This is a genomic window from Edaphobacillus lindanitolerans, assembly GCF_900156305.1.
GTDB lineage: Bacteria > Bacillota > Bacilli > Bacillales_A > Planococcaceae > Bhargavaea > Bhargavaea lindanitolerans.
This window is the reverse complement of the sequence record NZ_FTPL01000001.1, coordinates 193,741-218,791: the sequence shown is the minus strand read 5'-3', so window position 1 is coordinate 218,791 and position 25,051 is coordinate 193,741. Positions and strand designations below refer to the sequence as shown.

The following is a 25,051-nucleotide window of genomic DNA, read 5'->3' as shown; positions in this document are numbered from 1 at the left end:
GGGTGAACGGCAGAGTGAAGGATGCTGCGGAAGAGTTCCAGTCGTATATCCGGCTGGAGCGGAACTTCTCCCCTCTGACGGTGGACGGTTACCGGAAAGACCTGGAGGAGTTTTTCGCCTTCCTGGAAGGCGAGGGGCTCGGCGAAGGGACGGACATCCGATATCCGGAAGCGCGCCTGTTTGTGACCCGGCTCTATGACCGCGGCCTTTCGAGGGCGACCATTTCGCGGAAAATCTCATCGCTCCGGTCGTTTTTCAAGTTCGCCAGCGCCAGGTACGGGATCGACGACAGCGCCTTCCGATCGCTTTTCCATCCCAAAAAGGAGGAGAGGCTGCCCCAGTTCTTCTATGAAGAAGAGATGGAGCGGCTTTTCGAGGCGAACCGAGGCACTTCTCCGAAGGAGCTGCGGGACCTGGCGATTCTGGAGCTGCTGTACGCGACGGGGATGCGGGTATCCGAGATGACGGGGCTCAAGGTCACGGATCCGGATCCGTCGCTTGATATCGTCCGGGTGATGGGGAAAGGCCGACGGGAACGGTATATTCCGTTCGGCCATTATGCGCGGGAGGCGCTTGAAACCTATCTGGCCGAAGCGCGTCCGAGGATCTTGAAGGGGAACAAGCATGACCGGCTGTTCGTCAATATGAAGGGAACGCCGCTCACGGACAGGGGAATCCGCTACATACTTGACGGGATGGTGGAACGGGCGGCTCTTCACTCGCCGGTCCACCCCCATATGTTCCGGCATACGTTCGCGACCCACCTGCTCAACAACGGGGCCGATATGCGTTCCGTCCAGGAACTGCTCGGCCACGCGAGCCTGTCATCCACGCAGGTCTACACGCATGTCACGAAAGATCATCTGAGGAATACTTATATGAATGCCCATCCGAGAGCATAGTGAGGAGGAACGGCATGGAACTGCATGCAACGACGATATTCGCTGTCCGTCACAACGGCAAGGGTGCCATGGCGGGCGACGGTCAGGTGACCCTCGGCAACCAGGTTGTCATGAAGCACACGGCGCGTAAGGTGCGCCGGCTGTTCGGGGGCAAGGTGGTGGCCGGCTTTGCCGGTTCCGTCGCCGACGCGTTCACCTTGTTTGAATTGTTTGAGGCGAAGCTCATGGAGTATGACGGCAATCTTCAGCGGGCTGCCGTGGAACTGGCGAAAAAATGGCGGAGCGACAGAACGCTGCAGAAACTTGAAGCGATGCTCATCGTCATGAATGACAAGGAGATGCTCCTCGTGTCCGGCTCAGGGGAAGTGATCGAGCCGGATGACGGCATCCTGGCCATCGGCTCCGGCGGCAATTATGCACTGGCCGCCGGCCGGGCGCTGAAGAAGCATGCCGGGGACCGGCTGGATGCCGAGCAGATCGCCCGTGCGGCGCTTGAGACGGCTGCGGACATCTGTGTGTTCACGAATGACCGGATTATCCTGGAGGTGATCGGCTGATGAGAACGACCACGCAACTCACCCCGAAGCAGCTGACGGAAAGGCTGGACCGGCATATCGTCGGCCAGGACGAAGCGAAGAAGGCCGTTGCGGTCGCCATGCGGAACCGTTACAGACGCAGCCTGCTCACAGAAGAAGAGCGTTCGGAGATCATCCCGAAAAACATCCTCATGATCGGGCCGACCGGCGTCGGGAAAACCGAGATTGCCCGCCGGATCGCCAAGCTGTCGGACGCCCCCTTCATCAAGGTGGAGGCGACAAAGTTCACCGAGGTCGGCTATGTCGGCCGCGACGTCGAGTCGATGGTCCGGGATCTTGTGGAAGCATCGGTCCGGCTTGTCCGGACGGAAAAGATGGAAGAAGTGAAAGACCGGGCCGAAGAACTTGCCGAGGAGCGTCTTGTCCGGCTGCTCGTGCCGTCGCTCAAGAAAGAACGGACAGGCCAAAATCCGTTTGAAATGCTGTTCGGACAGCAAAACCAGGCACGGGAAGAGACGGAGGAAGACCCCGAGATCCGGACCAAGCGGTCTGACGTCCGATCGGACCTGAAAGCGGGCAAGCTCGAAGAGAAACTCGTGACCGTCGAGGTTTCGGAAGAGCCCCCGTCTTTGTTTGACGCGATGCAAGGTTCGGGAATGGAACAGATGGGCATGAACATGCAGGATGCGCTCTCCGGCCTGATGCCGAAGAAAAAACGCAAGCGGGAGATGCGGGTGAAGGACGCCCGCCGCGTACTGGCGCTCGAGGAAGCCGAAAAGCTCGTCGACCGCGAAGAGATTTCCCAGGACGCGATCGAACGGGCGGAGCAGCACGGGATCATCTTCATCGATGAAATCGACAAGATTGCGTCGCGGCAGGGGGCCTCGTCGTCGGCGGATGTATCCCGCGAGGGTGTTCAGCGTGATATACTCCCGATTGTGGAAGGCACGACCGTCACGACGAAATACGGTCCCGTGAAAACGGATTTCATGCTGTTCATCGGTGCCGGGGCTTTCCATATCGCGAAGCCTTCCGACATCATCCCGGAACTTCAGGGCCGTTTCCCGATCCGGGTGGAGCTCGACAAGCTGACGAAAGATGATTTTGTGCGGATTCTCAAAGAGCCGGACAACTCGCTGATCCGTCAGTACAGCCTCCTGCTTGCGACGGAGGAAGTCGAAATCACCTTCACCGACGCCGCGATCGGCAGGATCGCGGAAATCGCGACCGAGGTAAACGCCGAAACCGAGAACATCGGCGCGCGCCGCCTCCATACGATTCTTGAGAAGCTGCTTGAAGATCTCAGCTTCCAGGCATCGGACATCGCGCCCGCGTCCATCCAGATTACTCCGGAATATGTTGACGGAAAATTGAACAACATTGTAAAGAACAAAGATTTGTCACAATTCATCCTGTAATCCTGTAAAAACAAATCGTTTTAGTTCCATAAACGATTAACAACCTTTAGAATATTCGATAAGGACACACATCCATTTAGGAGGAATTATTTATTATGTCACTTTTGAATCAGACACGAGAGATCAACTCCATGCTCCAGGCATCCGCCGGCAAGCCGGTCAACTTCAAGGAAATGGCGGACACCCTGTCGCATGTGATCGGAAGCAACGTCTTCATCGTCAGCCGGCGGGGCAAGCTTCTCGGCGCAACGATCCACCAGGAGATCCAGAACGAGCGCATGCAGGAAATGCTCGAGAAGCGCCAGTTCCCGGAAGAATATACACGGAATCTGTTCAATGTCACGGAAACTTCCCCGAACCTCGACATCAACAACGAACATACGGTATTCCCGGTCGAGAACAAGGACCTTTTCCAGGATGCCCTCACGACGATCGTTCCGATCATCGGCGGCGGCGAGCGTCTCGGCACGCTGATCCTCGGCCGTGCCAAGAATGAGTTCACCGAGAACGACCTCGTCCTGGCGGAATACGGCGCAACCGTCGTCGGCATGGAAATCCTCCGTGAAAAATCCGAAGAGATCGAGGCGGAAGCCCGCAGCAAGGCGGTCGTCCAGATGGCGATCAACTCGCTTTCCTACAGCGAACTTGAAGCGATCGAGCACATCTTTGAGGAACTCGACGGCAGCGAAGGCCTGCTCGTCGCATCGAAGATCGCAGACCGCGTCGGCATCACGCGCTCGGTCATCGTCAACGCACTCCGCAAGCTTGAGAGTGCCGGCGTCATCGAATCCCGTTCGCTCGGCATGAAGGGGACCTACATCAAAGTGCTGAACGACAAATTCCTCGCTCAGCTCGAAGAACTCAAATCCAAGTGATTTCCGCTTTTGCGGATCCGGGGCTGTCCATTGCGGGCAGCCCTGTTTTAATGAAGCGGGCTGCGGGGTGCCGGATGAAGCGCCGGCATTCGGGGGCAATCTCTCTGCAATCATGTGTTTCTGGTTGCAATGGGGCGGAATCCATGGTATATTCTCAAATGGTGTGAATACACACGCGCTGTGACGGACGGGCAGGTGCCGAAAGGCCGCCCGGAAGGATGAAACGGTGCGGAGGAACAAAAAAACCAAAACGGAGGTAACACACACATGGCGATCATCACAATGAAGCAACTGCTGGAAGCCGGCGTACATTTCGGCCACCAGACACGCCGCTGGAACCCGAAGATGAAAAAATACATCTTCGTCGAACGTAACGGCATCTACATCATCGACCTTCAAAAAACGGTCAAGAAACTCGAGGAAGCATACGACTTCATGCGTCAGACAGGCGCTGAAGGCGGCAAGGTGCTCTTCGTCGGCACGAAGAAACAAGCCCAGGACGCAATCCGTGAAGAAGCGGAACGCGCAGGCCAATACTACATCAACCAACGCTGGCTCGGCGGCCTCCTCACAAACTTCGGTACGATCCAGAAGCGCGTCAAGCGCATGAAGGACATCGAAAAGATGGAAGAGGAAGGCACATTCGACGTACTTCCTAAGAAAGAAGTCATCCAGCTTAAAAAAGAACATGAACGTCTCGTCAAGTTCCTCGGCGGAATCCGCGACATGAACGGTCTTCCTGACGTCATGTATGTCGTTGACCCGCGCAAAGAGCGCATCGCGGTCGCTGAAGCCCGCAAGCTCCACATTCCGATCGTCGGCATCGTCGACACGAACTGCGATCCGGATGAAATCGACTACGTCATCCCTGCGAACGACGACGCGATCCGTGCAGTCCGCCTGCTCACAAGCAAGATGGCGGATGCCCTCGTAGAATCGAAGCAAGGCGAAGAAGCAGAAGTCGAAGCTCAGGCAGAGGAAGTCGCAGCCGAGTAAGACTCTCACGAAAGGCGATAAGCGGCTCTACGTCACTTATCGCTTTTTTTGAACAATCCAGGGTGTACAAGGGCGGCCGATCTTTTTCCGCCTCACATAAACTTATCCAGACCGGGAGGAATGCCCAATGGCAGCAGTAACAGCACAAATGGTCAAAGAACTCCGCGAAAAAACTGGCGCGGGCATGATGGACTGCAAGAAAGCCCTCACTCAGACTGACGGCGACATGGAAGCCGCAATCGACTTCCTTCGCGAAAAAGGACTTTCGAGCGCAGCGAAGAAAGCGGACCGCATCGCGGCCGAAGGTTCGGTGGCTGTCGAAGTTGAAGGCAACAAAGCCGTCATCCTCGAAGTGAACGCCGAAACGGACTTCGTCGCCAAAAACGAGGCGTTCCAGCAGCTCGTCTCCGACCTCGCGGCGCACATCCTCAAGGAACAGCCGGCTGATGTCGAAGCGGCGCTTTCCTCGACGATGGAAAACGGCAGCGCGGTTGCAGACCATATCTCCAACGCAGTTGCAAAAATCGGTGAAAAGATCACGCTTCGCCGCTTTGAAGTCCTCGAAAAAACGGACAGCGACGCATTCGGCGCCTACATCCACATGGGCGGCCGCATCGGCGTGCTGACGCTTCTCGAAGGCTCGACTGATGACGCTGTCGCAAAAGACGTGGCGATGCACATCGCAGCCCTCAATCCGAAATACATCTCCCGCGACCAAGTGTCCGAAGAGGAAGTTGAACATGAGCGCAAGGTCCTTACGGAGCAGGCCCTCAACGAAGGCAAGCCGGAAAACATCGTCGCTAAAATGGTCGAAGGCCGTCTTGGCAAATTCTTCGAAGAAATCTGCGTGCTCGATCAGCAGTTCGTCAAAGACCCGGACAAGAAAGTCCGTGAAGTCGTCAAGTCTGCCGGCGGCGAACTGAAAGCATTCGTCCGCTATGCAGTCGGCGAAGGCATCGAGAAGCGCGAAGACAACTTCGCTGAAGAAGTCATGAACCAGGTCAAAGGGAACTGACCTTCAACCGAATACTTCCATGGGGAACACGAAATCGGTGTTCCCTATTTTTCGATAAAAAACAGCGATGATGGAGGAGACCTCATGAGCGTACCGAAATATAAAAGAGTCGTCCTGAAATTGAGCGGGGAAGCGCTGGCGGGGGAACAGGGCTTCGGCCTTGCCCCCAAAATCATCAAATCCGTGGCCGAGCAGGTGAAAGACGTGGTCGACCTCGGCGTGGAAGTGGCCGTCGTCGTCGGCGGAGGCAACATCTGGAGAGGCAAAGTCGGAAGCGAGATGGGCATGGACCGGGCCACTGCCGATTACATGGGCATGCTTGCCACCGTCATGAATTCGCTGGCCCTGCAGGATGCCCTTGAAAAACTGGGCATCGAGACGAGGGTGTCGACTTCGATCGAAATGCGCCAGGTGGCCGAGCCGTACATCCGCAGACGGGCCATCCGGCACCTCGAGAAAAAACGGGTCGTGATCTTCGCCGCAGGAACGGGCAATCCGTATTTCTCGACGGACACGACAGCTGCGCTCCGGGCGGCCGAAATCGAAGCCGACGTCATCCTGATGGCGAAGAACAACGTCGACGGCGTTTATTCGGATGACCCGAGGACAAATGCCGATGCGGTGAAATATGATGCCCTCACTTACCTCGACGTCATCAAGGAAGGTCTTCAGGTCATGGACTCGACCGCTTCCACGCTCTGCATGGACAATGACATCCCGCTCATCGTCTTCTCGATCATGGAGAACGGGAACATCAAACGGGCCGTCCTCGGCGAAGAAATCGGGACGGTCGTCAGGAGGAATTCGTAATGGTGAATCTGATCATCGAAGAAACGAAAGACCGAATGGCGAAGTCGATCCAGTCATACAGGAGGGAACTTGCAGGCATCCGTGCGGGCCGCGCAAGCGCCTCACTCCTCGACCGGATCACGGTCGACTACTACGGTGCACCGACACCGATCAATCAGCTGGCCGGCATCTCGGTGCCGGAAGCACGCCTTCTCGTCATCCAGCCGTACGACAAGTCCGTGATCAATGACATCGAAAAAGCGATCCTGAAGTCGGATCTCGGAATTACACCGGCGAATGACGGCAACGTCATCCGCATCGCCGTTCCGGCATTGACCGAAGAACGCCGCAAAGAGCTGGCGAAGCAGGTCAAGCGGGAAGCGGAAGATGCGAAAGTCGCCATCCGGAACGTGCGCCGAGACGGCAATGACAGCCTCAAGAAGATGGAGAAGGGCGGGGAGATCACAGAAGATGATCTCCGCGGCTATGCCGATGACATCCAGAAGCTGACCGACCGCCACATCGAAGAAATCGATGAGATTGCCAAAGAGAAAGAACAGGAAATCATGGAAGTTTGACATCCGAACCATTTCCGCAATGAGGCGTCCTATTCTGACAGGACGCCTTTTGTAGTGGGCCAAAAACTGCTATGATAGACAAAGGCATCAATCTCGAATTGCAGTTGAGTGGAGGATTTCAGAATATGTTGGATAAACTGATCCGCAAAAAAGGCGGGCGGGAAGCTGCAGAAACACCTGAGGGGCAGAACCCCGGCACCCGTGAAGTCCCTGAACATATCGCCATCATCATGGACGGCAACGGACGCTGGGCGAAGAAGCGGGCATTGCCGCGCATCGCCGGTCACCATGAAGGGATGAAGACCGTTCGCAAGATCACGCGGGAGGCCAACCTGCTCGGGGTGAAGGTCCTGACGCTGTACGCCTTCTCCACCGAGAACTGGAAACGTCCGAAGCCCGAGGTGGAATTCCTGATGAAGCTTCCGGATGAATTCCTGGGGACTTATCTTCCGGAACTGATCGAGCAAAACGTCCGGGTCGAAATGATCGGGGACTACGAAAGCCTGCCCCCGCACACAAAGCGGGCCATACGCAGGGCGATGGATGAAACTGCGGAGAACGACGGGCTCATCCTGAATTTCGCCATGAACTACGGCAGCCGTGCGGAGCTGGCGGATGCGGTCAAGTCGATTGCGCGCTCAGTGGACGAAGGAAAAGTCCGTCCGGAAGAGATCGATGAGCGGATGATCTCGGCCGCGCTCATGACCGCCCACCTTCCGGAGCCCGACCTGCTCATCCGGACGAGCGGTGAAGTCCGCCTGAGCAATTTCATGCTCTGGCAGCTGGCCTATACCGAGTTCTGGTTCACGGACACGCTCTGGCCGGATTTCGATGAAGCCGCACTTCGCGAGGCCATCGACGGCTATCAGGCAAGAAACCGCCGATACGGCGGCATCGGCAAGGAGGAGGCCAAATGAAGACACGGATCATCACGGCCATCGTCGCCGGTCTCCTGTTCGTCCCGCTCGTCATCATCGGCGGCCTCCCGTTCACGCTTGCCGTCTTTCTGCTTGCGGCAGTCGGCATGTATGAGCTGCTGCGGATGAAGGAGATCCCGGTTGCATCGGTTCCCGGCCTGCTTGCGGTACTCGCCTTGTTCAGCTTCCTGCTGAAGCCGGACTGGGCCGAAGCGGTCACATCATTCACCGGCTACTCGAAAATCGAGGTCGTCTACGCGCTCGTCCTCATGCTCCTCATCTACACGGTCGTCGTGAAGAATCGGTTCACGTTCGAGCACGCGGCATTCACGGTGCTCGCCATGCTTTACCTCGGGATCGGATTCTACTATCTGATCATCACCCGGGATGCGGGGCTCGAGTACATCGTCTATGCGCTGATTGTCGTCTGGCTCACGGATACGGGTGCATATTTCACGGGACGGGCGATCGGCAAGCGGAAACTCTGGCCGGAAATATCACCGAATAAAACAATCGAAGGGTTCGTCGGAGGAATTGTGGTTGCGGTCATTGCAGCCTGCATCTTCCAGATGTTCATGCCGGTGACCCATTCGTATCTCATCCTCATCGGCGTGACCATCCTCGCTTCGGTGATGGGACAAATCGGAGACTTGGTGGAATCTGCGCTCAAGCGGCATTACGGCGTGAAAGATTCCGGCAAGATTCTCCCGGGGCACGGCGGCATCCTGGACAGGTTCGACAGCCTGCTGTTTGTCCTGCCGCTGCTCAATCTTCTTCATTTTGTCGGATGACCTGAAAGGAAGATTCATATGGTAAAGAAGATCAGCCTTCTCGGTGCGACGGGATCCATCGGCACCCAGACAGTTGATGTGGTCCGCGAAGCGCCCGGACAATTCAAGATTACGGCGCTTGCCGCGGGCAGCAATATCGAAAAGCTGAGGGAGATCATCCGGGAAACCGGGCCTGAAATCGTCTCGGTCGATAAACCGGAAGATGCGGCCGCCCTGAAACAGGAATTCCCGGGCACCGAGTTTGTCTACGGCAGGGAAGGCCTCATCGATGTGGCGGCCGGGTCGGATGCGGACGTCGTCGTCAGCGCCGTCGTCGGAAGTCTCGGACTCGAGCCGACGATCGAGGCGATCCGGAACGGCAGGGACATTGCCATCGCCAACAAGGAAACCCTCGTAGCGGCCGGCACGATCGTGACGGAGGAAGCAAGACGGAACGGCGTGGCCCTCCTTCCCGTCGACAGTGAGCACTCCGCCCTGTTCCAGTCGCTGAACGGGGAAACCCCCGGTCAGGCCGAGCGTCTCATCCTGACGGCTTCCGGCGGCAGCTTCCGTGACCGGACGCGGGCCGAACTGGAAGGGGTCACGATCGAGGAGGCACTCGCCCATCCGAACTGGTCGATGGGCAGCAAACTGACCATCGACTCCGCGACGATGATGAACAAAGGGCTTGAAGTCATCGAGGCCCATCATCTGTTCGCCATGCCGTATGACCGCATCGATGTCCTGCTCCACCGTGAGAGCATCATCCACTCGATGGTCGAATTCACCGACACGAGCGTCATGGCCCAGCTCGGAACGCCGGACATGCGGGTTCCGATCCAGTATGCGCTCACCTGGCCGGACCGATTCCCGAGAAAAGGGACGGACCGGCTGGATCTCGCCAAAATCGGATCCCTCCACTTCGAGGAAGTCGACCTGGAGCGGTATCCCGCCCTCCGGATCGCCTTCGAGGCGGGCAAGACGGGCGGCACGGCCACTACTGTCATGAACGCCGCGAACGAAGCGGCGGTCGGTTTGTTCATGGACGGCCGGATCGCCTTCACGGAGATCGAGACACTCGTGGAGCGGGTGCTGGACCGCCATGAAGTGATTTCCAAGCCGGATCTCGGCACTGTCATGGAAGCGGACACCCTGGCAAGAAAATGCGTACTCGATATGGTAAAATAATGTGATATGAAATCCGGCTTCTGTCCGGTTGAAGGTGGGTGCCCATGCAAACAATCATTGCATTCGTTGTCGTCTTCGGCACGCTTGTATTTTTCCATGAGCTCGGCCATTTCCTGTTCGCCAAACGGACGGGGATCATGGTGCGGGAATTTGCGATCGGCTTCGGGCCGAAGCTGATCGGCATCACAAAGGGAGAAACGCTTTACACGATCCGCCTTCTGCCTCTGGGCGGATACGTCCGCATGGCGGGAGAAGATTTCGATACGTTCGAACTGCAGCCCGGCCACCGGATCGGGCTCATCCTGGACAGGGACGGCAAGGCAAAGCGGATTGTCCTGAATCAGAACGACCGGACGCCGGACATGCTTTATCTCGAAGTGGAAAAGGCGGACCTGGAAAAGGATCTTTATATCGAAGGCTACGATGAAGAAGAGCAGAAGGTCCGCTATGCGGTCTCCCGCCAGGCAGTCATCGCGGAAAAAGGGCAGGAGATGCTCATTGCCCCGCATGACCGCCAGTTCGAGTCGAAGCCGCTCGGCGCGCGGGCACTGACGATCTTCGCCGGGCCGCTGTTCAACTTCATCCTCGCCTTCTTCATCTTCACGCTTCTCGGCCTGCTTCAGGGCATTCCGACGAACGAAGCCCTCATCAAGGACGTCACCGACAACGGGCCTGCCATCACGGCGGGCATCGAGCCGGGCGACATCATCGAATCGGTGGACGGCAAAAAGGTCGACACCTGGAACGCATTCGCTGCGATCATCCAGGACCGCCCCGGGGAAAAGCTTGAGATCGGCGTTGACCGAAACGGCGAGCACCTGAAATTCCCGGTGACTGCGGATTCGGTGGATGTGGAAGGACAGAAGATCGGACAGATCGGCGTGCTCCATGAACCGGTCTATGAAAAGAACCCCCTGAAGGCGGTTGTCTACGGCGGGGAACAAACATGGTTCTGGTTCAAGAGGATCTTTGAACTGGTCGGAATGCTCGTAACCGGCAAGTTCTCGATCGACGCGCTGTCCGGCCCGGTCGGAATCTACCAGGCGACGGGACAGGTGGCCCAGTACGGGGTGTTCAACCTCATGAACTGGGCAGCCGTGCTCAGCATCAACCTGGGCATCATGAACCTGCTGCCGCTTCCGGCGCTCGACGGGGGACGGCTCCTGTTCTTCGGCTTCGAGGCCCTGAGAGGCAAGCCGATCGACAAACAGAAAGAAGGCATGGTCCATCTTGTCGGCATCATGCTGCTTATGCTGCTCATGATTGTCGTCACCTGGAACGATATCCAGCGGTTCTTCTTCTGACGACATACCAACTACTGACGAATCCGGGGTGCAAAATCCGATGAGACAAAGCAAAACGTTCATTCCAACTTTGCGAGAAACGCCGGCTGATGCGGAGATCCGTTCGCATCAGTTCCTGCTGCGGGCAGGTTACATCCGGCAAAACACGAGCGGTGTCTATTCCTACCTTCCGCTCGGCAAGAAGATGCTGAGGAAAATCGAGACGATCGTCCGTGAGGAAATGGACGCAATCGGCGGATCGGAAGTGCTCATGCCGTCGCTCCAGCAGGCGGAACTCTGGAAAGAGACCGGCCGCTGGTACACATACGGTCCGGAACTCATGCGTCTCCATGACCGCCATGAGCGGGAATTTGCACTTGGACCGACCCATGAGGAAGTGATTACTTCCCTTCTTCGCGACGAGATCAAAAGCTACAAGAAGCTTCCGCTCACGCTGTATCAGATCCAGACCAAATTCCGTGATGAGAAGCGTCCGCGTTTCGGGTTGCTCCGCGGCCGGGAGTTCATTATGAAAGACGCCTATTCGTTCCATGATACAAAGGACAGCCTGGATGCAACGTATGAGGACATGAAGCAGGCCTATACGAACATCTTCACGCGCCTCGGCCTCAACTTCCGCGCGGTCATCGCCGACTCCGGTGCGATCGGCGGGAAAGACACACATGAATTCATGGTGCTCTCCGACATCGGGGAAGACACGATCGCCTACAGCGACTCGTCGGACTACGCGGCGAACATCGAGATGGCGGAAGTCAGGATGGACTATCCGGCTCCTGAAGCCGGAGAGCAGCCGATCGCGAAGGTGGAGACGCCCGGAGTCCGGACGATCTCCGAGATTTCCGAATTCCTCGGCGTGCAGCCGGCCGACTGCGTCAAGACCCTTGTATTTATGGTCGATGATGAGCCGGTGATCGTTTTGTGCCGCGGTGACCACGACGTCAATGACATCAAGGTGAAAAATGCACTGGATGCAAAGGTCGTCGAACTGGCGACGCCGGAACAGGTGAAGGAAGCGACCGGCACCGACATCGGCTCGCTCGGTCCAGTCAAGCTGCCTACCGGCCTTAAGGTGATTGCGGACCATGCGGTGCGGTCGATGCGCAACGCCGTGACCGGTGCAAATGAAGACGGATATCATTTCAAGAACGTGAACCCCGAGAAGGACTTCTCGGCAGATGCCTACGAGGATCTCCGGTTCATCATGGAAGGCGATCCTTCGCCGGACGGCGTGGGAACGATCAAGTTCGCGAGGGGCATCGAAGTCGGACATATTTTCAAGCTCGGCACGACCTACAGCGAACCGATGGACGGGAAGTTCCTTGATAACAACGGCCGCGAGCAGCCATACATCATGGGATGCTATGGAATCGGCGTTTCAAGGATCCTGGCGGCGATGGCCGAGCAGTTCCATGACGACAACGGGCTTGCCTGGGCGAAGGAGATGGCCCCTGCGGACATCCACCTTGTGCCCGTCAACATCAAGGATGATGACCAGCGTCAGCTGGCGGACGACCTGTACCATCTCCTGACGTCCTACCGGTATGACTGCCTGTACGACGACCGGGCGGAACGGGCGGGCGTCAAGTTTGCGGATGCCGACCTCATCGGCCTGCCGGTGCGGATCACGGTCGGCAAAAAGGCTGCCGAGGGAATCGTGGAAGTGAAATTCCGGAAGACCGGGGAAACGGTCGAATGGAAAAAAGAAGAACTGACGGACAAGCTCCGTTCGTTCTTCGGCTGATCAAAGGCTCGGAAAGAATGGGAATGGCCCGCCTCGGGCTTTTCCCTTCTTTTTTCTCTCCGGGCGCGAAAGGGGAGAACAACGTTGGAACAGGATCCGAAAATGCGGTTCCATATCCTGCTGCAGCATATCGGCATGACCGATGACGGGACGGTCAGGCATTTTGAAGGGGCCGCGCTCGAACGGCTGGATGTACATAAAGTATCCCGTGTCTGGCATTTCCGCGTAACGGTCAAACAGATATTGCCGGCCTCCGTGTTTGCGGAATTCAGGAAGAGGGTCGATGCGGCATTCAGTCCTGTGGCGCGCGTCCGGCTTGATATCCGGGCAGAAGAGCCGGCGGTGGACGCAGACCTTGTCCAAGGATACTGGCGCCATGTGCTGGAGGAACTTCAGGACATGTCCCCGCCGGTGAGGAAGCGGCTATCGGAACAGCTGCCGTCCTGGAACGGGCAATCGCTCCAGCTGACATGCGGTTCCGAGCTCGAGCTCCAGACGATGAAAGGAAAGTATGCGGGTCTTCTGTCTGGGGGATATGCCGGCTTCGGCTTCCCGGCCATATCGGTCGACTTCGTTCTCGGCGAGGAAGATGAAGGCGCGGAAGAAGAGCGGCGGAAGTTCATGGAACAGCGCAGGGCTGAAGAAGAGGCGCTCGCCAGCCGGGCGCTTGCCGACCTTCAGAAACGCGAGAAGGAAAAGAAAGAATCAGGGAAGCCGGAAGGGCCGTTTTCGATCGGCCTGCCGATCAAGCCGGACGAGCCGATCACCGGCATCCGCCTGATCCAGGACGAAGAGCGCAGGGTGACGATCGAAGGGGTCGTCTTCGACGTGGAAGTCCGGGAGCTCCGCAGCGGCCGGTCCCTGCTCACGGCGAAAGTGACAGACTACACCGACTCCATCCAGGTGAAGATGTTCTCACGCGACAAGGAGGACGCCGAAGCGATGACCGGCCTGAAAAAAGGCGCCTGGATCCGTGCAAGGGGATCGATCCAAAACGACACCTTCGTCCGGGACCTCATCATGATGGCCCAGGACATTATGGAAATCGCACCGGCCGTCCGGAAAGACAATGCCCCCGAAGGCCGGAAGCGGATTGAGCTCCATGCCCATTCAAACATGAGCCAGATGGATGCGGTCGTTTCCGCGGGAGACATTGTCGCCCAGGCTGCCAAATGGGGACATCCGGCTGTCGCCATCACAGACCATGCAAATGTCCAGGCGTTTCCGGAAGCCTACTCTGCCGGGCAGAAACACGGCATCAAAGTCATCTTCGGTCTGGAGGCGAACATCGTGGACGACGGGGTGCCGATCGCCTACGACGAAGTGGACAGGCCTCTGGATGCAGCCGAATACATCGTTTTTGACGTGGAGACGACGGGCCTGTCGGCGGTCTACGACAAGATCATCGAATTGGCCGCTGTCCGGGTGAAGGACGGTGAAATCATCGATACGTTCGAAAGCTTCTCGGATCCCGGCCACCCGCTCTCCGCGACGACGATCGAGCTCACCGGCATTACGGATGACATGGTGCAGGGTGCCCCGGACATCAAAGATGTGGCGAAGCGATTCCATGAGTGGGCCGGTTCCGGCATTCTCGTCGCGCACAACGCCTCATTCGACATGGGCTTCCTGTATGAGGCATACAAGCAGGCGGAGATCGCTGAAAGGACCCATCCGGTCATCGATACGCTGGAGCTTGCCCGGCTGCTTCACCCGGAACTGAAAAACCACCGGCTGAACACGCTCTGCAAAAAGTTCGGCATCGACCTGACCCAGCATCACCGGGCCATCTATGACTGTGAGGCTACCGGCCATCTGCTTGTCCATCTCCTGAAAGAGGCAGAGGAGCTGGACATCCGGAACCACAACGAATTCAACCTTCACATCGGCGGCGGCGACGCTTACAAACGCGCCCGCCCGTCGCACTGCACGATCCTTGTCAAAAACCAGACCGGGCTGAAAAACCTGTTCAAACTGGTGTCCGCATCCCATACGGAGACGTTCTACCGGGTGCCGCGAATTCCGCGTTCCGTGCTGCAACGGCACCGGGAAGGCCTCCTCATCGGTTCGGGCTGCGACAAGGGCGAAGTGTTCGAGGGCCTGATGCAGAAGCCGCTCGATGAAGTGGAGGAGATTGCAAAGTTCTATGATTACCTTGAAGTGCATCCAAAACCGGTCTATTCCCATCTGATTGAACTTGAGCTTGTGCGGGACGAATGGAACCTTGAAGACATCATCCGGAAAATGATGAAGCTCGGCAAAAAGACCGGCCTGCCGGTCGTAGCCACGGGCAACGTCCATTTCATTGATGAGCATCAGGCCGCGTACCGCAAGATCCTTGTCGGCTCCCAAGGAGGCGCAAATCCGCTCAACCGGCATTCTCTGCCCGATGTGCATTTCCGGACTACCGATGAGATGCTCGATGAATTCGCATTTCTCGGTGAGGAAACCGCCGCCCGGATCGTCATCGACAACCCGGCATGGGTGGCGGAGCAGATCGGGGAAGTGCAGGTCATCAAGGATGAGCTGTTCACCCCGGTCATCGAGGGAGCGGACGACGAAGTGCGCAACCTGACCTACACGATGGCCCATTCCATCTATGGCGGGGAACTGCCCCAGATCGTCACCGACCGGCTGGAGAAGGAACTGAAGTCGATCATCGGTCACGGCTTCGGCGTCATCTACCTGATTTCCCACAAGCTCGTGAAGAAATCGCTCGACGACGGCTACCTCGTCGGGTCGCGCGGATCGGTCGGTTCGTCCCTCGTCGCGACGATGATGGAAATCACCGAAGTGAACCCGCTTCCTCCCCATTATGTCTGCCCGGAATGCAAGAAATCCGAATTCATCACGGACGGAAGCATTGGCTCCGGTTTCGATCTGCCGAGGAAAGACTGCCCGGAATGCGGCATTCCGATGAAAAAGGACGGCCACGATATTCCGTTCGAGACCTTCCTCGGATTCAAAGGGGACAAGGTCCCGGATATCGACCTGAACTTCAGCGGCGAATATCAGCCGCGGGCACACAATTATACAAAAGAACTGTTTGGTGAAGACTATGTGTACCGTGCCGGTACAATCGGAACGGTTGCAGAAAAGACCGCCTACGGATATGTGCGCGGATACATGAACGACAACGGTCTCACGATCAGAGGGGCAGAGATCGACCGCCTCGTACAAGGCTGCAGCGGCGTCAAGCGGAACACCGGGCAGCACCCCGGCGGGATCATCGTCGTCCCGGACACGATGGACATCTTTGACTTCACGCCGATCCAATACCCGGCCGACGATCAGGAATCCTCGTGGAAGACGACGCATTTCGACTTCCATTCGATCCACGACAACCTGCTGAAGCTCGACATCCTCGGCCATGATGACCCGACCGTCATCCGCATGCTCCAGGATCTGTCCGGCCTGGATCCGAAAACGATCCCGACGGACGATCCGGAAGTGATGAAGATCTTCAGCGGTCCCGAATCGCTCGGCGTCACCGAAGAGCAGATCCGGTGCAAGACCGGGACGCTCGGCATTCCGGAATTCGGAACCCGATTCGTGCGTCAGATGCTCGAGGACACGAGGCCGTCGACGTTTTCGGAACTTGTCCAGATTTCGGGACTGTCCCACGGGACGGATGTCTGGCTCGGCAATGCACAGGAACTTATCCACAACAAGACATGCGTCCTGTCCGAAGTGATCGGCTGCCGGGACGATATCATGGTCTACCTGATCTACCAGGGGCTCGAGCCGTCGCTCGCATTCAAGATCATGGAATCGGTCCGGAAGGGGAAAGGGCTGACGCCTGAATTCGAGTCCGAGATGAAGTCGAAGGGTGTGCCGAACTGGTACATCGACTCCTGCAAGAAGATCAAGTACATGTTCCCTAAGGCGCACGCAGCCGCCTATGTGCTCATGGCGGTCCGGATCGCCTGGTTCAAAGTCCATGAGCCGCTGTATTACTATGCCGCCTACTTCACCGTCCGGGCATCGGATTTCGACTTGATCGGGATGAACAAGGGTTCCGCCACGATCCGGGCCAAAATCGACGAGATCGAAGCGAAGGGGCTGGAAGCGTCCCCGAAAGAGAAGAGCCTGCTCACCGTGCTCGAACTTGCACTCGAAATGTGCGAGCGCGGATACCGGTTCGCCAAGGTCGATCTGTACAAGTCAAAAGCGACCGAATTCGTCATCGAGGGCGATTCTCTCATCCCGCCGTTCAACGCCGTTCCGGGCCTCGGCAACAACGTCGCACGCCAGATTGTCGAAGCGCGGGAAGAGGGAGAGTTCCTCTCCAAGGAAGATCTGCAGCAAAGGGGCCGGGTTTCAAGGGCCATCATCGACTATATGGATGAGCTTGGCTGCCTGGAAGGCATGCCCGAGGCGAATCAGCTTTCACTGTTCTGATCTGTTGCAACACCCATGCGGCTATGGTAATATTATTTCAACAAGTTCGGATAGTCGCGCGCAGAAGAGTGGGATCTCCCGCTCTTTTCTGTTTGTCGAGAGCTTTTTTCCGGGAACCAAGGAGGTTGTTATGAGCAAAATCACATCTGAAGTTGAAGTGCTGGTCACCCCGATCCTTGAGCAGGAGGGGCTGGAGCTGGTCGATATCGAATTCGTCAAAGAGGGCCGCGAATGGTTCCTCCGGGTATTCATCGATACACCGGGCGGCGGGATCGACATCGATCAGTGTGCGGCTGTCAGTGAGCAGCTCAGCGAAAAGCTCGATGAAGCGGATCCGATCACCCAGAATTATTTCCTGGAAGTCTCTTCCCCGGGTGCAGAACGGCCGCTCAAGAAAGAGAAAGATTTTGAGAAAGCCGTCGGTTCGTTTGTCCATATCCGGACGTATGAGCCCATCGATGGCGCCAAGGAGTTCGAAGGCTACCTTCTTTCCTACGGGGATGAAGGCGCTGAACTCGAAATGAAAGTGAAGACCCGTAAAGTGAAAGTCGGGATACCGAAGGACAAAATCGCCTTTGCGCGGTTGGCCATCGATTTCTAGGCATAAAGTCAGGATTGGAGTGAATAGCAGATGAGCAGTGATCTTCTTGAGGCGCTCACCGCCCTTGAAAAACAAAAGGGGATTTCCCGTGAGGTGCTGATTGAAGCGATCGAAACGGCCCTCGTGACGGCGTACCGGCGGAATTTCAACCAGGCGCAGAATGTCCGTGTCGATCTCAATATGGATGCCGGGACGATGCGCGTCTACTCACGCAAGGATGTCGTGATGGAGGAAGACATCGAGGATGATCACCTTCAGATTGCGCTTGAAGAAGCACGCAAGATCAATCCCCTTTACGAGATCGGGGACGTCGTGGAAGAAGAAGTGACGCCGCGCGATTTCGGCCGGATTGCCGCACAGACCGCAAAGCAGGTCGTCACGCAGCGTGTGCGGGAAGCGGAACGCGGCATGATCTATGACGAGTACGTCGATCGCCAGGATGACATCGTCAACGGTGTTGTCGAGCGTCTCGATCCGAGGAATATTTACGTCAGCCTCGGGAAAGTGGAGGCTGTTCTGCCGTCGAACGAGCAGATCCCTTCCGAATCCTACCGGCCGCACGACCGCATCAAGGTCTACATCACGAAAGTGGAACGTTCTTCGCGCGGTCCGCAAGTATTTGTTTCGCGGACGCACCCGGGACTTCTGCGGCGGCTTTTTGAAATGGAAGTGCCGGAAATCTATGATGGCATCGTCGAGATCAAATCGATCGCCCGCGAGGCGGGAGACCGTTCCAAGATCTCGGTCTGTGCCCACAATGACGATGTCGATCCGGTCGGCTCCTGCGTCGGAGCGCGCGGAAACCGCGTTCAGACTATCGTCGACGAGCTTTCGGGCGAGAAGATCGACATCGTCGAATGGTCCGAGAACCCGGAGATCTTTGTTGCCAACGCGCTCAGCCCAGCAAAAGTGCTGGATGTGCTTGTCAATGAGGAAGAAAAGTCGACGACCGTCGTCGTTCCGGATTACCAGCTCTCCCTGGCTATCGGCAAGCGGGGGCAAAATGCCCGGCTCGCAGCCAAACTGACCGGCTGGAAAATCGACATCAAGAGCGAGGCGGACGCCCGTGAACTCGGCATCTACCCGCGCACCGTCACCGATGTGCCGGAACCGGCAGACGACGGCCTCGAGGGTGACTGGTACGAGGATGAAGACGGGACAGGCGATGCACAATACGATTTGTACGATGAAGCAGAAACCGAGGAATCCGGCGAGATCGATCTGTACGGTGAAAGAACCGCCGATGGCGCGACCGAACCGGCAGACGAAGACTGACCGGAAAGGATGGTAAACGATGGCTAACGGCAAGAAAGTGCCTCTGCGCCGTTGCGCGGCTACCGGCGGCATGTATCCGAAAAAAGAAATGATCCGGATCGTCCGGTCAAAGGACGGAGAAGTCTCCGTCGATCCGACGGGCAAGAAATCCGGCCGCGGAACGTATATTTCCAAGTCGGAAGAAGCCGTCGAACAGGCGAAAAAGCGCAATGCGCTCGAGAACCAGCTCGGTGTGAAAATACCGGATGAACTATATGACGAGGTCCTGCGCCTCATCTTGAGAGAAAAGCTGCTATGAACGAACTGAACCGGCAAAAAATATTTAATTTGATCGGACTTGCGACGCGCGCCCGCAAAATCATCACCGGAGAGGAACTGGTGCTGGCGGCAATCCGCAGCGGATCTGCGAAGCTGGTTATCCTGTCGGATGATGCTTCGGCCAATACGGCCGGCAAGTTCAGGGATAAATGCATCCACTACCGAACCCCAATGCATGCATTTGGCTCCCGTTATGAGATCGGGCATGCAATCGGAAAGGAGGCGCGCGTCGTATTGGCGATAACGGACAGCGGCTTTGCAAAAAAGCTGTCCGGCCTGCTGAAGGAACAAGAGGAGGAGTGACCGAATGACGAAGATCAGAGTTCACGAATACGCTAGAAAGGTCAATAAATCAAGCCGGGAAGTGATTGACGAACTCGGCAAGATGAATATTGACGTGAAAAATCATATGTCCATGCTGGACGGGAACGCTACAACTAAGCTCGACCAGAAATTCGGGCGCAGCGGAGGCCAGCAAAACCGTGCGACAGGCCAGAACAGCGGCAACCGCCAAGGACAGAACACAGGCAACCGCCAAGGCCAGGGAGCGGGCAGCCGTCCTGCAGGCCAGGGCGGCGGCAACCGCCAAGGCCAGGGCACGGGCAGCCGTCCTGCAGGCCAAAGCGGCGGCAACCGCCAGGGCCAGGGCACGGGCAACCGTCCTGCAGGCCAGGGCGGCGGCAACCGCCAAGGCCAGGGCACGGGCAGCCGTCCTGCAGGCCAGGGCGGCGGCAACCGCCAGGGTCAGGGAGCGGGCAACCGTCCTGCAGGCCAGGGCGGCGGCAACCGCCAAGGCCAGGGCACGGGCAGCCGTCCTGCAGGCCAGGGCGGCGGCAACCGCCAGGGCCAGGGTGCACGCAGAGGTCCGGGCGGACGCCCGATCCGCGGGACGCACCAGGGCAGAAAGAAAAAACAGCCGGTCCAGCAGGTGCCGCGAACGCCAAAACCGCTGCCGGAGAAGATTACATTCTACGAATCGCTCTCCGTGGCAGAGCTGGCCAAGAAGCTCGGCCGCGAGCCTTCCGAAATCATCAAGAAGCTGTTCATGCTCGGCGTGATGGCGACGATCAACCAGGAACTCGACAAAGATGCCATTGAGCTGATCTGTGCCGATTACGGGGTTGAAGTGGAAGAAGAAATCCGGGTCGACATCACCGACCTCGAGACCTACTTCGAAGAAGAGGAAGGCTCCGACGAACTGAAGGAAGAGCGCCCGCCGGTCGTGACGATCATGGGCCACGTCGACCACGGGAAGACGACGCTCCTCGACTCCATCCGGAACACAAAAGTGACGGAAGGCGAAGCCGGCGGCATCACCCAGCATATCGGTGCCTACCAGGTCAACGAGAACGGCAAGAAAATCACCTTCCTCGATACACCTGGCCACGCCGCCTTCACGACCATGCGGGCGCGCGGGGCAAAAATCACGGATATTACGATTCTCGTCGTGGCGGCGGACGACGGCGTCATGCCGCAGACGATCGAAGCGATCAACCATGCAAAGGCGGCAGAAGTTCCAATCATCGTCGCGGTCAACAAGATGGATAAGCCGACCGCCAATCCGGACCGGGTCATGCAGGAACTCACTGAACACGGCCTCGTCCCGGAAGACTGGGGCGGCGAGACGATCTTCGTCCCGATCTCCGCTCTGAAGGGCGAAGGGATCGACACGCTCCTTGAAATGGTCCTTCTCGTTTCGGAAGTCGAGGAACTGAAGGCCAATCCGGCCACGCGGGCACGCGGTACGGTCATCGAGGCACGCCTTGACAAAGGCCGCGGCTCGGTTGCGACACTGCTCGTCCAGGACGGCACGCTCAAGATCGGCGATCCGATTGTTGTCGGCTCTGCATTCGGACGGGTCCGCGCGATGGTCAATGATGTCGGCCGCCGGGTGAAGGACGCCGCTCCTTCCACTCCTGTCGAGATCACCGGCCTGAACGAAGTGCCGCTTGCCGGCGACCGGTTCGTCGTCTTCGAAGACGAAAAGACCGCCCGCCAGGTCGGCGAGTCCCGTGCGATGGACGTGATCCAGGAACAGCGCGGCGAGAAATCCCGCGTCACGCTGGACAACTTGTTCGAACAGATGAAACAAGGCGAGATGAAGGAACTGAACCTGATCGTCAAGGCCGACGTACAGGGAACGGTCGAGGCCATGGCGGCTTCCCTCATGAAGATCGAGGTCGAAGGCGTCAATGTCAAGATCATCCATACGGGTGCAGGGGCGATCACCGAATCGGACATCAGCCTTGCTGCAGCATCCAATGCCATCGTGATCGGTTTCAACGTGCGCCCGGATGTGAATGCGAAGCGCGCGGCCGAAGCAGAAGGCGTGGACATCCGGCTTCACCGCGTCATCTATAAAGTCATCGAAGAGATCGAATCCGCGATGAAGGGGCTTCTTGACCCTGAATTCCAGGAAAAGGTCATCGGCCAGGCAGAAGTCCGCGAAACATTCAAAGTGTCCAAAGTGGGCACGATTGCGGGTGCCTATGTGACAGAGGGCAAGGTGACCCGCGACTCCGGTGTCCGTGTCATCCGTGACGGCGTCGTCGTCTTCGAAGGGGAACTGGATACGCTGAAGCGGTTCAAAGATGATGCCAAAGAAGTGGCCCGCGGCTATGAATGCGGGATGACGATCAAAAACTTCAACGATGTCAAAGAAGGCGACATCATCGAAGCCTTCGTCATGGAAGAGGTCGAGCGGGCGTGATCATCCTCGCCGAATGCGAGTTTCATCTTTATGAAACGCATTCATTGAAGGACAAGCGGGCCATCCTGCAGCGCATGCTCACGAGAGTCAGACAGCAATACAATGTTTCCATCGCCGAGACGGACCATCAGGACCTGTGGCAGCGGGCCGGCATTTCTATCGTCGCAGTGGCTTCTTCCAGAACCTCCGCGGAACGGGAAATTGACCGGGTGCTGAACTTCCTGATGTCCCATCCGGGATGGGAAATGACGCAAAGCACGAAGCAAGACTTATAGCGGAAGCCGAGGTGTTCAACATGACAATGAGGGCAAACCGCGTGGCGGAGCAGATGAAAAAAGAACTCGGGGACATCATCAGCCGGAAGCTGAAAGACCCGCGGATCGGATTCGTCACCGTGACGGATGTGGAAGTGACCGGGGACCTTCAGCAGGCCACGATCTTCATTTCCGTGCTGGGAGACGACCGCCAGAAAGAAGAAACACTCAAGGGCCTGACAAAGGCAAAAGGGTTTATCCGGTCCGAAATCGGCCACCGGATCCGACTCCGTAAAACACCTGAGATCTTCTTTGAATTTGACGCGTCGGTCGACTACGGGAACCGGATCGAGTCCCTGCTCCGGCAGGTCAATGAATCAACGCCGGAGACGGAGGAATAAGGGGAAAGAGCCTGCGGCCGGATCGGCGCAGGCTCGTTTTCCGTACATACGGATCCGCCGGGAACGGCTGAAGAAATTTGAACGCCAGAATGAAAGGAGGTCCCCGGCATGTATGAAGGCATCCTGCCACTCTGGAAAGAAAAGGGCATGACGTCCCATGACTGTGTGTTCCGCCTCAGGAAGATTTTGAGGATGAAACGGATCGGCCACACGGGCACGCTCGACCCGGACGTCGAGGGCGTGCTCCCGATCTGCCTGGGCAGGGCAACGAAGGCGGCCGAATATGTGACGGACGCAGGCAAAACCTACGAGGCGGTGGTCAAAGTCGGCCGTGCAACGGAGACGGAAGACGCCTCTGGAGAGACGGTCGAATCGGACCTGTCGGACAAACAGATCCCGGCTGGACGGGTACGTGAAGTACTGTCATCCCTCACCGGAGACATCGTCCAGGTCCCGCCCATGTATTCGGCTGTCAAGGTGAACGGCCGAAAACTCTATGAATATGCACGCCAGGGAATTGAGGTGGAGCGGCCTTCCCGGACCGTGAAGATCCACAGCCTTGAACTGCTGTCCAAAGAACCGTCATTCGACGGGGAAGAGCCGGAATTCGCCATACGGGTCGAATGCGGGAAAGGGACGTACATCCGGACGCTTGCCGTGCGGATCGGGGAAGAACTCGGGTATCCCGCACATATGGCTTCGCTCATCCGGACAACATCCGGCTCATTCACAGCCGGGGACTGCCTGACGCTGGGCGACGTGGAGCGGATGCACGGGGCGGGGCGACTCGGGGAAACGGTCCTTCCGCTTGAACGCGCACTTGAAGGTTTTCCGTTCATCGAGATGGACGGCAGCCTGGCGGCCCGTGTGATGAACGGACAGGTTCTGCCGGCCCACAGCCTGCTTGATGGGAATGAACGGATCGTTTTTGCGGCTGGCGGGAAAGCCGTTGCCGTCTATCGGAAGCATCCGGAAAAAACGGGACTCATGAAGCCTGAAAAGATGTTCGGAGTCCCTGAAGCAAAGGAGGACCACCAATGAAAGTTCACAAACTCGCTTATCCTGAAAAGCCGGACACCGAAGGGATCGGCTATTCGGTAGCCGCCGGATTTTTCGACGGAATCCACCGCGGCCATCAGCAAGTGATCGGCCATGCGGCCGAAGTTGCCCGGAAGGAAGGCCTGGTGCCGGCCGTCATGACATTCGATCCGCATCCGTCAGCCGTGCTCGGCAACAAGAAAGACGTGACCTACATCACACCGCTCGAACAGAAGCTTGAAATCCTCAGTGACATGGGCGTCGGGGCTGTCTTTGTCATCCGGTTCTCGAAGGAATTCGCCTCGCTGACTCCCGAAGAATTCATCGAATGCTACATCAAGGGCATCGGCGCACGCCATATTACGACCGGGTTTGACTTTACGTTCGGGAAGTTCGGAAAAGGGACTCCGGACACGCTCCGGCAGCTCGCGAACGGGGCTTACGGCGTCTCGGTCGTCGGGAAGGTGGAGGACGGCGGCGAGAAGGTGAGCTCGACGAGGGTCCGGAAACTTCTGGCCGAAGGGGATGTGCAAGGGGCCGCCGGGCTGCTCGGCCGGCCGCTCATGACCGACGGAATCGTCATCGAAGGCGACAAGCGCGGCCGCACCATCGGATTCCCGACGGCGAACGTCCGCCCTGCCGAGGGAGCCTGTCTTCCTGCCCCGGGGGTCTATGCCGTGTTTTATGAGTCTGAAGGAAACAGATACCCGGGCGTCCTGAACGCCGGCTTCCGCCCGACATTCAAAGACCCTGACAAAAGTGAATTGTCGGTTGAAGTCCACCTGATCGGATTCGAGGGAGACCTGTACGGCCGCAGCGCTCGGATCCGCTGGATGGAGCGGATCCGCGAAGAGCGCAAGTTCGACGGGATCGGCGCCCTCAAAGAACAGATCGGCCGGGACAAAGACCAGGCCGTAAAAATTCTTCAAGAATATGCCGGCAGTTGAATCGGGCCTGATGCTGTGATATGATGAAACAGTGCTGAAGCACTCAACCATTGCTTGGCAATCGATTCACCAACGTT

At 57.6% G+C, this 25,051-nt stretch carries 23 protein-coding genes; all 23 read left to right on the top strand.

Annotated elements, in window-relative coordinates; all coding sequences use genetic code 11:
- Window positions 1-2: 2 nt before the first annotated feature.
- The 23 genes from xerC (at window position 3) to B0B07_RS00920 (ending at window position 24,974) form a co-directional block, all read left to right on the top strand.
- Complete coding sequence (gene xerC, locus B0B07_RS01030) at window positions 3-902, top strand: tyrosine recombinase XerC (protein ID WP_407643850.1); 900 nt, start codon at window positions 3-5, stop codon at window positions 900-902.
- Between the two features lie 14 nt (window positions 903-916).
- Window positions 917-1,459 carry an ATP-dependent protease subunit HslV gene (gene hslV, locus B0B07_RS01025; RefSeq protein ID WP_076756517.1) on the top strand — a complete coding sequence of 181 codons (543 nt, stop codon included), beginning with the start codon at window positions 917-919 and terminating at the stop codon, window positions 1,457-1,459.
- Window positions 1,459-2,856 carry an ATP-dependent protease ATPase subunit HslU gene (gene hslU / locus B0B07_RS01020; RefSeq protein ID WP_076756516.1) on the top strand — a complete coding sequence of 466 codons (1,398 nt, stop codon included), beginning with the start codon at window positions 1,459-1,461 and terminating at the stop codon, window positions 2,854-2,856. The genes hslV and hslU overlap by 1 nt, the downstream gene beginning before the upstream one ends.
- Before the next feature lie 95 nt (window positions 2,857-2,951).
- On the top strand, window positions 2,952-3,731 hold the full coding sequence (codY, locus tag B0B07_RS01015) for a GTP-sensing pleiotropic transcriptional regulator CodY (RefSeq protein ID WP_076756515.1): 780 nt from the start codon (window positions 2,952-2,954) through the stop codon (window positions 3,729-3,731).
- Window positions 3,732-3,998: 267 nt separating this feature from the next.
- Complete coding sequence (gene rpsB / locus B0B07_RS01010; RefSeq protein WP_076756514.1) at window positions 3,999-4,727, top strand: 30S ribosomal protein S2; 729 nt, start codon at window positions 3,999-4,001, stop codon at window positions 4,725-4,727.
- Between the two features lie 127 nt (window positions 4,728-4,854).
- Window positions 4,855-5,742 carry a translation elongation factor Ts gene (gene tsf / locus B0B07_RS01005; protein ID WP_076756513.1) on the top strand — a complete coding sequence of 296 codons (888 nt, stop codon included), beginning with the start codon at window positions 4,855-4,857 and terminating at the stop codon, window positions 5,740-5,742.
- An 84-nt stretch (window positions 5,743-5,826) separates the two neighbouring features.
- Window positions 5,827-6,552: a UMP kinase gene (pyrH, locus tag B0B07_RS01000; RefSeq protein ID WP_076756512.1), complete on the top strand. Its 726-nt coding sequence runs from the start codon at window positions 5,827-5,829 to the stop codon at window positions 6,550-6,552.
- Entirely contained in the window at window positions 6,552-7,109 is a 558-nt protein-coding gene (gene frr / locus B0B07_RS00995) for a ribosome recycling factor (protein ID WP_076756511.1), read from the top strand. Before pyrH ends, frr begins: the two co-directional genes overlap by 1 nt.
- A gap of 125 nt (window positions 7,110-7,234) precedes the next feature.
- A complete protein-coding gene (locus tag B0B07_RS00990; RefSeq protein WP_076756510.1) occupies window positions 7,235-8,026 on the top strand; it encodes an isoprenyl transferase in 792 nt (263 codons plus the stop codon).
- Entirely contained in the window at window positions 8,023-8,817 is a 795-nt protein-coding gene (locus tag B0B07_RS00985) for a phosphatidate cytidylyltransferase (RefSeq protein ID WP_076756509.1), read from the top strand. The genes B0B07_RS00990 and B0B07_RS00985 overlap by 4 nt, the downstream gene beginning before the upstream one ends.
- Before the next feature lie 18 nt (window positions 8,818-8,835).
- On the top strand, window positions 8,836-9,984 hold the full coding sequence (locus tag B0B07_RS00980; RefSeq protein WP_076756508.1) for a 1-deoxy-D-xylulose-5-phosphate reductoisomerase: 1,149 nt from the start codon (window positions 8,836-8,838) through the stop codon (window positions 9,982-9,984).
- A 44-nt stretch (window positions 9,985-10,028) separates the two neighbouring features.
- Complete coding sequence (gene rseP, locus B0B07_RS00975; protein WP_076756507.1) at window positions 10,029-11,288, top strand: RIP metalloprotease RseP; 1,260 nt, start codon at window positions 10,029-10,031, stop codon at window positions 11,286-11,288.
- 40 nt (window positions 11,289-11,328) lie between these two features.
- The gene (locus B0B07_RS00970; RefSeq protein ID WP_076756506.1) at window positions 11,329-13,029 is read left to right on the top strand and encodes a proline--tRNA ligase; all 1,701 of its coding nucleotides are present in this window, start codon (window positions 11,329-11,331) and stop codon (window positions 13,027-13,029) included.
- Between the two features lie 102 nt (window positions 13,030-13,131).
- The gene (locus B0B07_RS00965) at window positions 13,132-17,430 is read left to right on the top strand and encodes a PolC-type DNA polymerase III (protein WP_076757449.1); all 4,299 of its coding nucleotides are present in this window, start codon (window positions 13,132-13,134) and stop codon (window positions 17,428-17,430) included.
- A 130-nt stretch (window positions 17,431-17,560) separates the two neighbouring features.
- On the top strand, window positions 17,561-18,031 hold the full coding sequence (gene rimP, locus B0B07_RS00960) for a ribosome maturation factor RimP (RefSeq protein ID WP_076756505.1): 471 nt from the start codon (window positions 17,561-17,563) through the stop codon (window positions 18,029-18,031).
- 30 nt (window positions 18,032-18,061) lie between these two features.
- On the top strand, window positions 18,062-19,306 hold the full coding sequence (gene nusA / locus B0B07_RS00955; protein WP_076756504.1) for a transcription termination factor NusA: 1,245 nt from the start codon (window positions 18,062-18,064) through the stop codon (window positions 19,304-19,306).
- A 19-nt stretch (window positions 19,307-19,325) separates the two neighbouring features.
- Entirely contained in the window at window positions 19,326-19,604 is a 279-nt protein-coding gene (rnpM, locus tag B0B07_RS00950) for an RNase P modulator RnpM (protein WP_076756503.1), read from the top strand.
- Window positions 19,605-19,609: 5 nt separating this feature from the next.
- Window positions 19,610-19,927 carry a YlxQ family RNA-binding protein gene (locus tag B0B07_RS00945; protein ID WP_076757448.1) on the top strand — a complete coding sequence of 106 codons (318 nt, stop codon included), beginning with the start codon at window positions 19,610-19,612 and terminating at the stop codon, window positions 19,925-19,927.
- A 4-nt stretch (window positions 19,928-19,931) separates the two neighbouring features.
- Window positions 19,932-22,334: a translation initiation factor IF-2 gene (infB, locus tag B0B07_RS00940; RefSeq protein WP_076756502.1), complete on the top strand. Its 2,403-nt coding sequence runs from the start codon at window positions 19,932-19,934 to the stop codon at window positions 22,332-22,334.
- A complete protein-coding gene (locus B0B07_RS00935) occupies window positions 22,331-22,609 on the top strand; it encodes a DUF503 domain-containing protein (protein WP_076756501.1) in 279 nt (92 codons plus the stop codon). The genes infB and B0B07_RS00935 overlap by 4 nt, the downstream gene beginning before the upstream one ends.
- A gap of 20 nt (window positions 22,610-22,629) precedes the next feature.
- Entirely contained in the window at window positions 22,630-22,989 is a 360-nt protein-coding gene (gene rbfA / locus B0B07_RS00930) for a 30S ribosome-binding factor RbfA (protein ID WP_076756500.1), read from the top strand.
- A 108-nt stretch (window positions 22,990-23,097) separates the two neighbouring features.
- Complete coding sequence (gene truB, locus B0B07_RS00925) at window positions 23,098-24,030, top strand: tRNA pseudouridine(55) synthase TruB (protein ID WP_076756499.1); 933 nt, start codon at window positions 23,098-23,100, stop codon at window positions 24,028-24,030.
- The gene (locus B0B07_RS00920) at window positions 24,027-24,974 is read left to right on the top strand and encodes a bifunctional riboflavin kinase/FAD synthetase (RefSeq protein WP_076756498.1); all 948 of its coding nucleotides are present in this window, start codon (window positions 24,027-24,029) and stop codon (window positions 24,972-24,974) included. The genes truB and B0B07_RS00920 overlap by 4 nt, the downstream gene beginning before the upstream one ends.
- The last annotated feature ends 77 nt before the right edge of the window (window positions 24,975-25,051 follow it).

Excerpts from the sequence above, each read along its gene's own strand:
- codY (WP_076756515.1), top strand. The coding sequence starts at position 2,952 with ATGTCACTTTTGAATCAGACACGAGAGATCAACTCCATGCTCCAGGCA.
- frr (WP_076756511.1), top strand. The coding sequence starts at position 6,552 with ATGGTGAATCTGATCATCGAAGAAACGAAAGACCGAATGGCGAAGTCG.
- B0B07_RS00920 (WP_076756498.1), top strand. The coding sequence starts at position 24,027 with ATGAAAGTTCACAAACTCGCTTATCCTGAAAAGCCGGACACCGAAGGG.
- truB (WP_076756499.1), top strand. The coding sequence starts at position 23,098 with ATGTATGAAGGCATCCTGCCACTCTGGAAAGAAAAGGGCATGACGTCC.
- pyrH (WP_076756512.1), top strand. The coding sequence starts at position 5,827 with ATGAGCGTACCGAAATATAAAAGAGTCGTCCTGAAATTGAGCGGGGAA.
- rseP (WP_076756507.1), top strand. The coding sequence starts at position 10,029 with ATGCAAACAATCATTGCATTCGTTGTCGTCTTCGGCACGCTTGTATTT.
- tsf (WP_076756513.1), top strand. The coding sequence starts at position 4,855 with ATGGCAGCAGTAACAGCACAAATGGTCAAAGAACTCCGCGAAAAAACT.
- hslV (WP_076756517.1), top strand. The coding sequence starts at position 917 with ATGGAACTGCATGCAACGACGATATTCGCTGTCCGTCACAACGGCAAG.
- rnpM (WP_076756503.1), top strand. The coding sequence starts at position 19,326 with ATGGCTAACGGCAAGAAAGTGCCTCTGCGCCGTTGCGCGGCTACCGGC.
- infB (WP_076756502.1), top strand. The coding sequence starts at position 19,932 with ATGACGAAGATCAGAGTTCACGAATACGCTAGAAAGGTCAATAAATCA.
- B0B07_RS00980 (WP_076756508.1), top strand. The coding sequence starts at position 8,836 with ATGGTAAAGAAGATCAGCCTTCTCGGTGCGACGGGATCCATCGGCACC.
- hslU (WP_076756516.1), top strand. The coding sequence starts at position 1,459 with ATGAGAACGACCACGCAACTCACCCCGAAGCAGCTGACGGAAAGGCTG.
- B0B07_RS00970 (WP_076756506.1), top strand. The coding sequence starts at position 11,329 with ATGAGACAAAGCAAAACGTTCATTCCAACTTTGCGAGAAACGCCGGCT.
- rbfA (WP_076756500.1), top strand. The coding sequence starts at position 22,630 with ATGACAATGAGGGCAAACCGCGTGGCGGAGCAGATGAAAAAAGAACTC.
- B0B07_RS00990 (WP_076756510.1), top strand. The coding sequence starts at position 7,235 with ATGTTGGATAAACTGATCCGCAAAAAAGGCGGGCGGGAAGCTGCAGAA.
- rpsB (WP_076756514.1), top strand. The coding sequence starts at position 3,999 with ATGGCGATCATCACAATGAAGCAACTGCTGGAAGCCGGCGTACATTTC.
- B0B07_RS00965 (WP_076757449.1), top strand. The coding sequence starts at position 13,132 with ATGCGGTTCCATATCCTGCTGCAGCATATCGGCATGACCGATGACGGG.
- rimP (WP_076756505.1), top strand. The coding sequence starts at position 17,561 with ATGAGCAAAATCACATCTGAAGTTGAAGTGCTGGTCACCCCGATCCTT.
- nusA (WP_076756504.1), top strand. The coding sequence starts at position 18,062 with ATGAGCAGTGATCTTCTTGAGGCGCTCACCGCCCTTGAAAAACAAAAG.
- B0B07_RS00985 (WP_076756509.1), top strand. The coding sequence starts at position 8,023 with ATGAAGACACGGATCATCACGGCCATCGTCGCCGGTCTCCTGTTCGTC.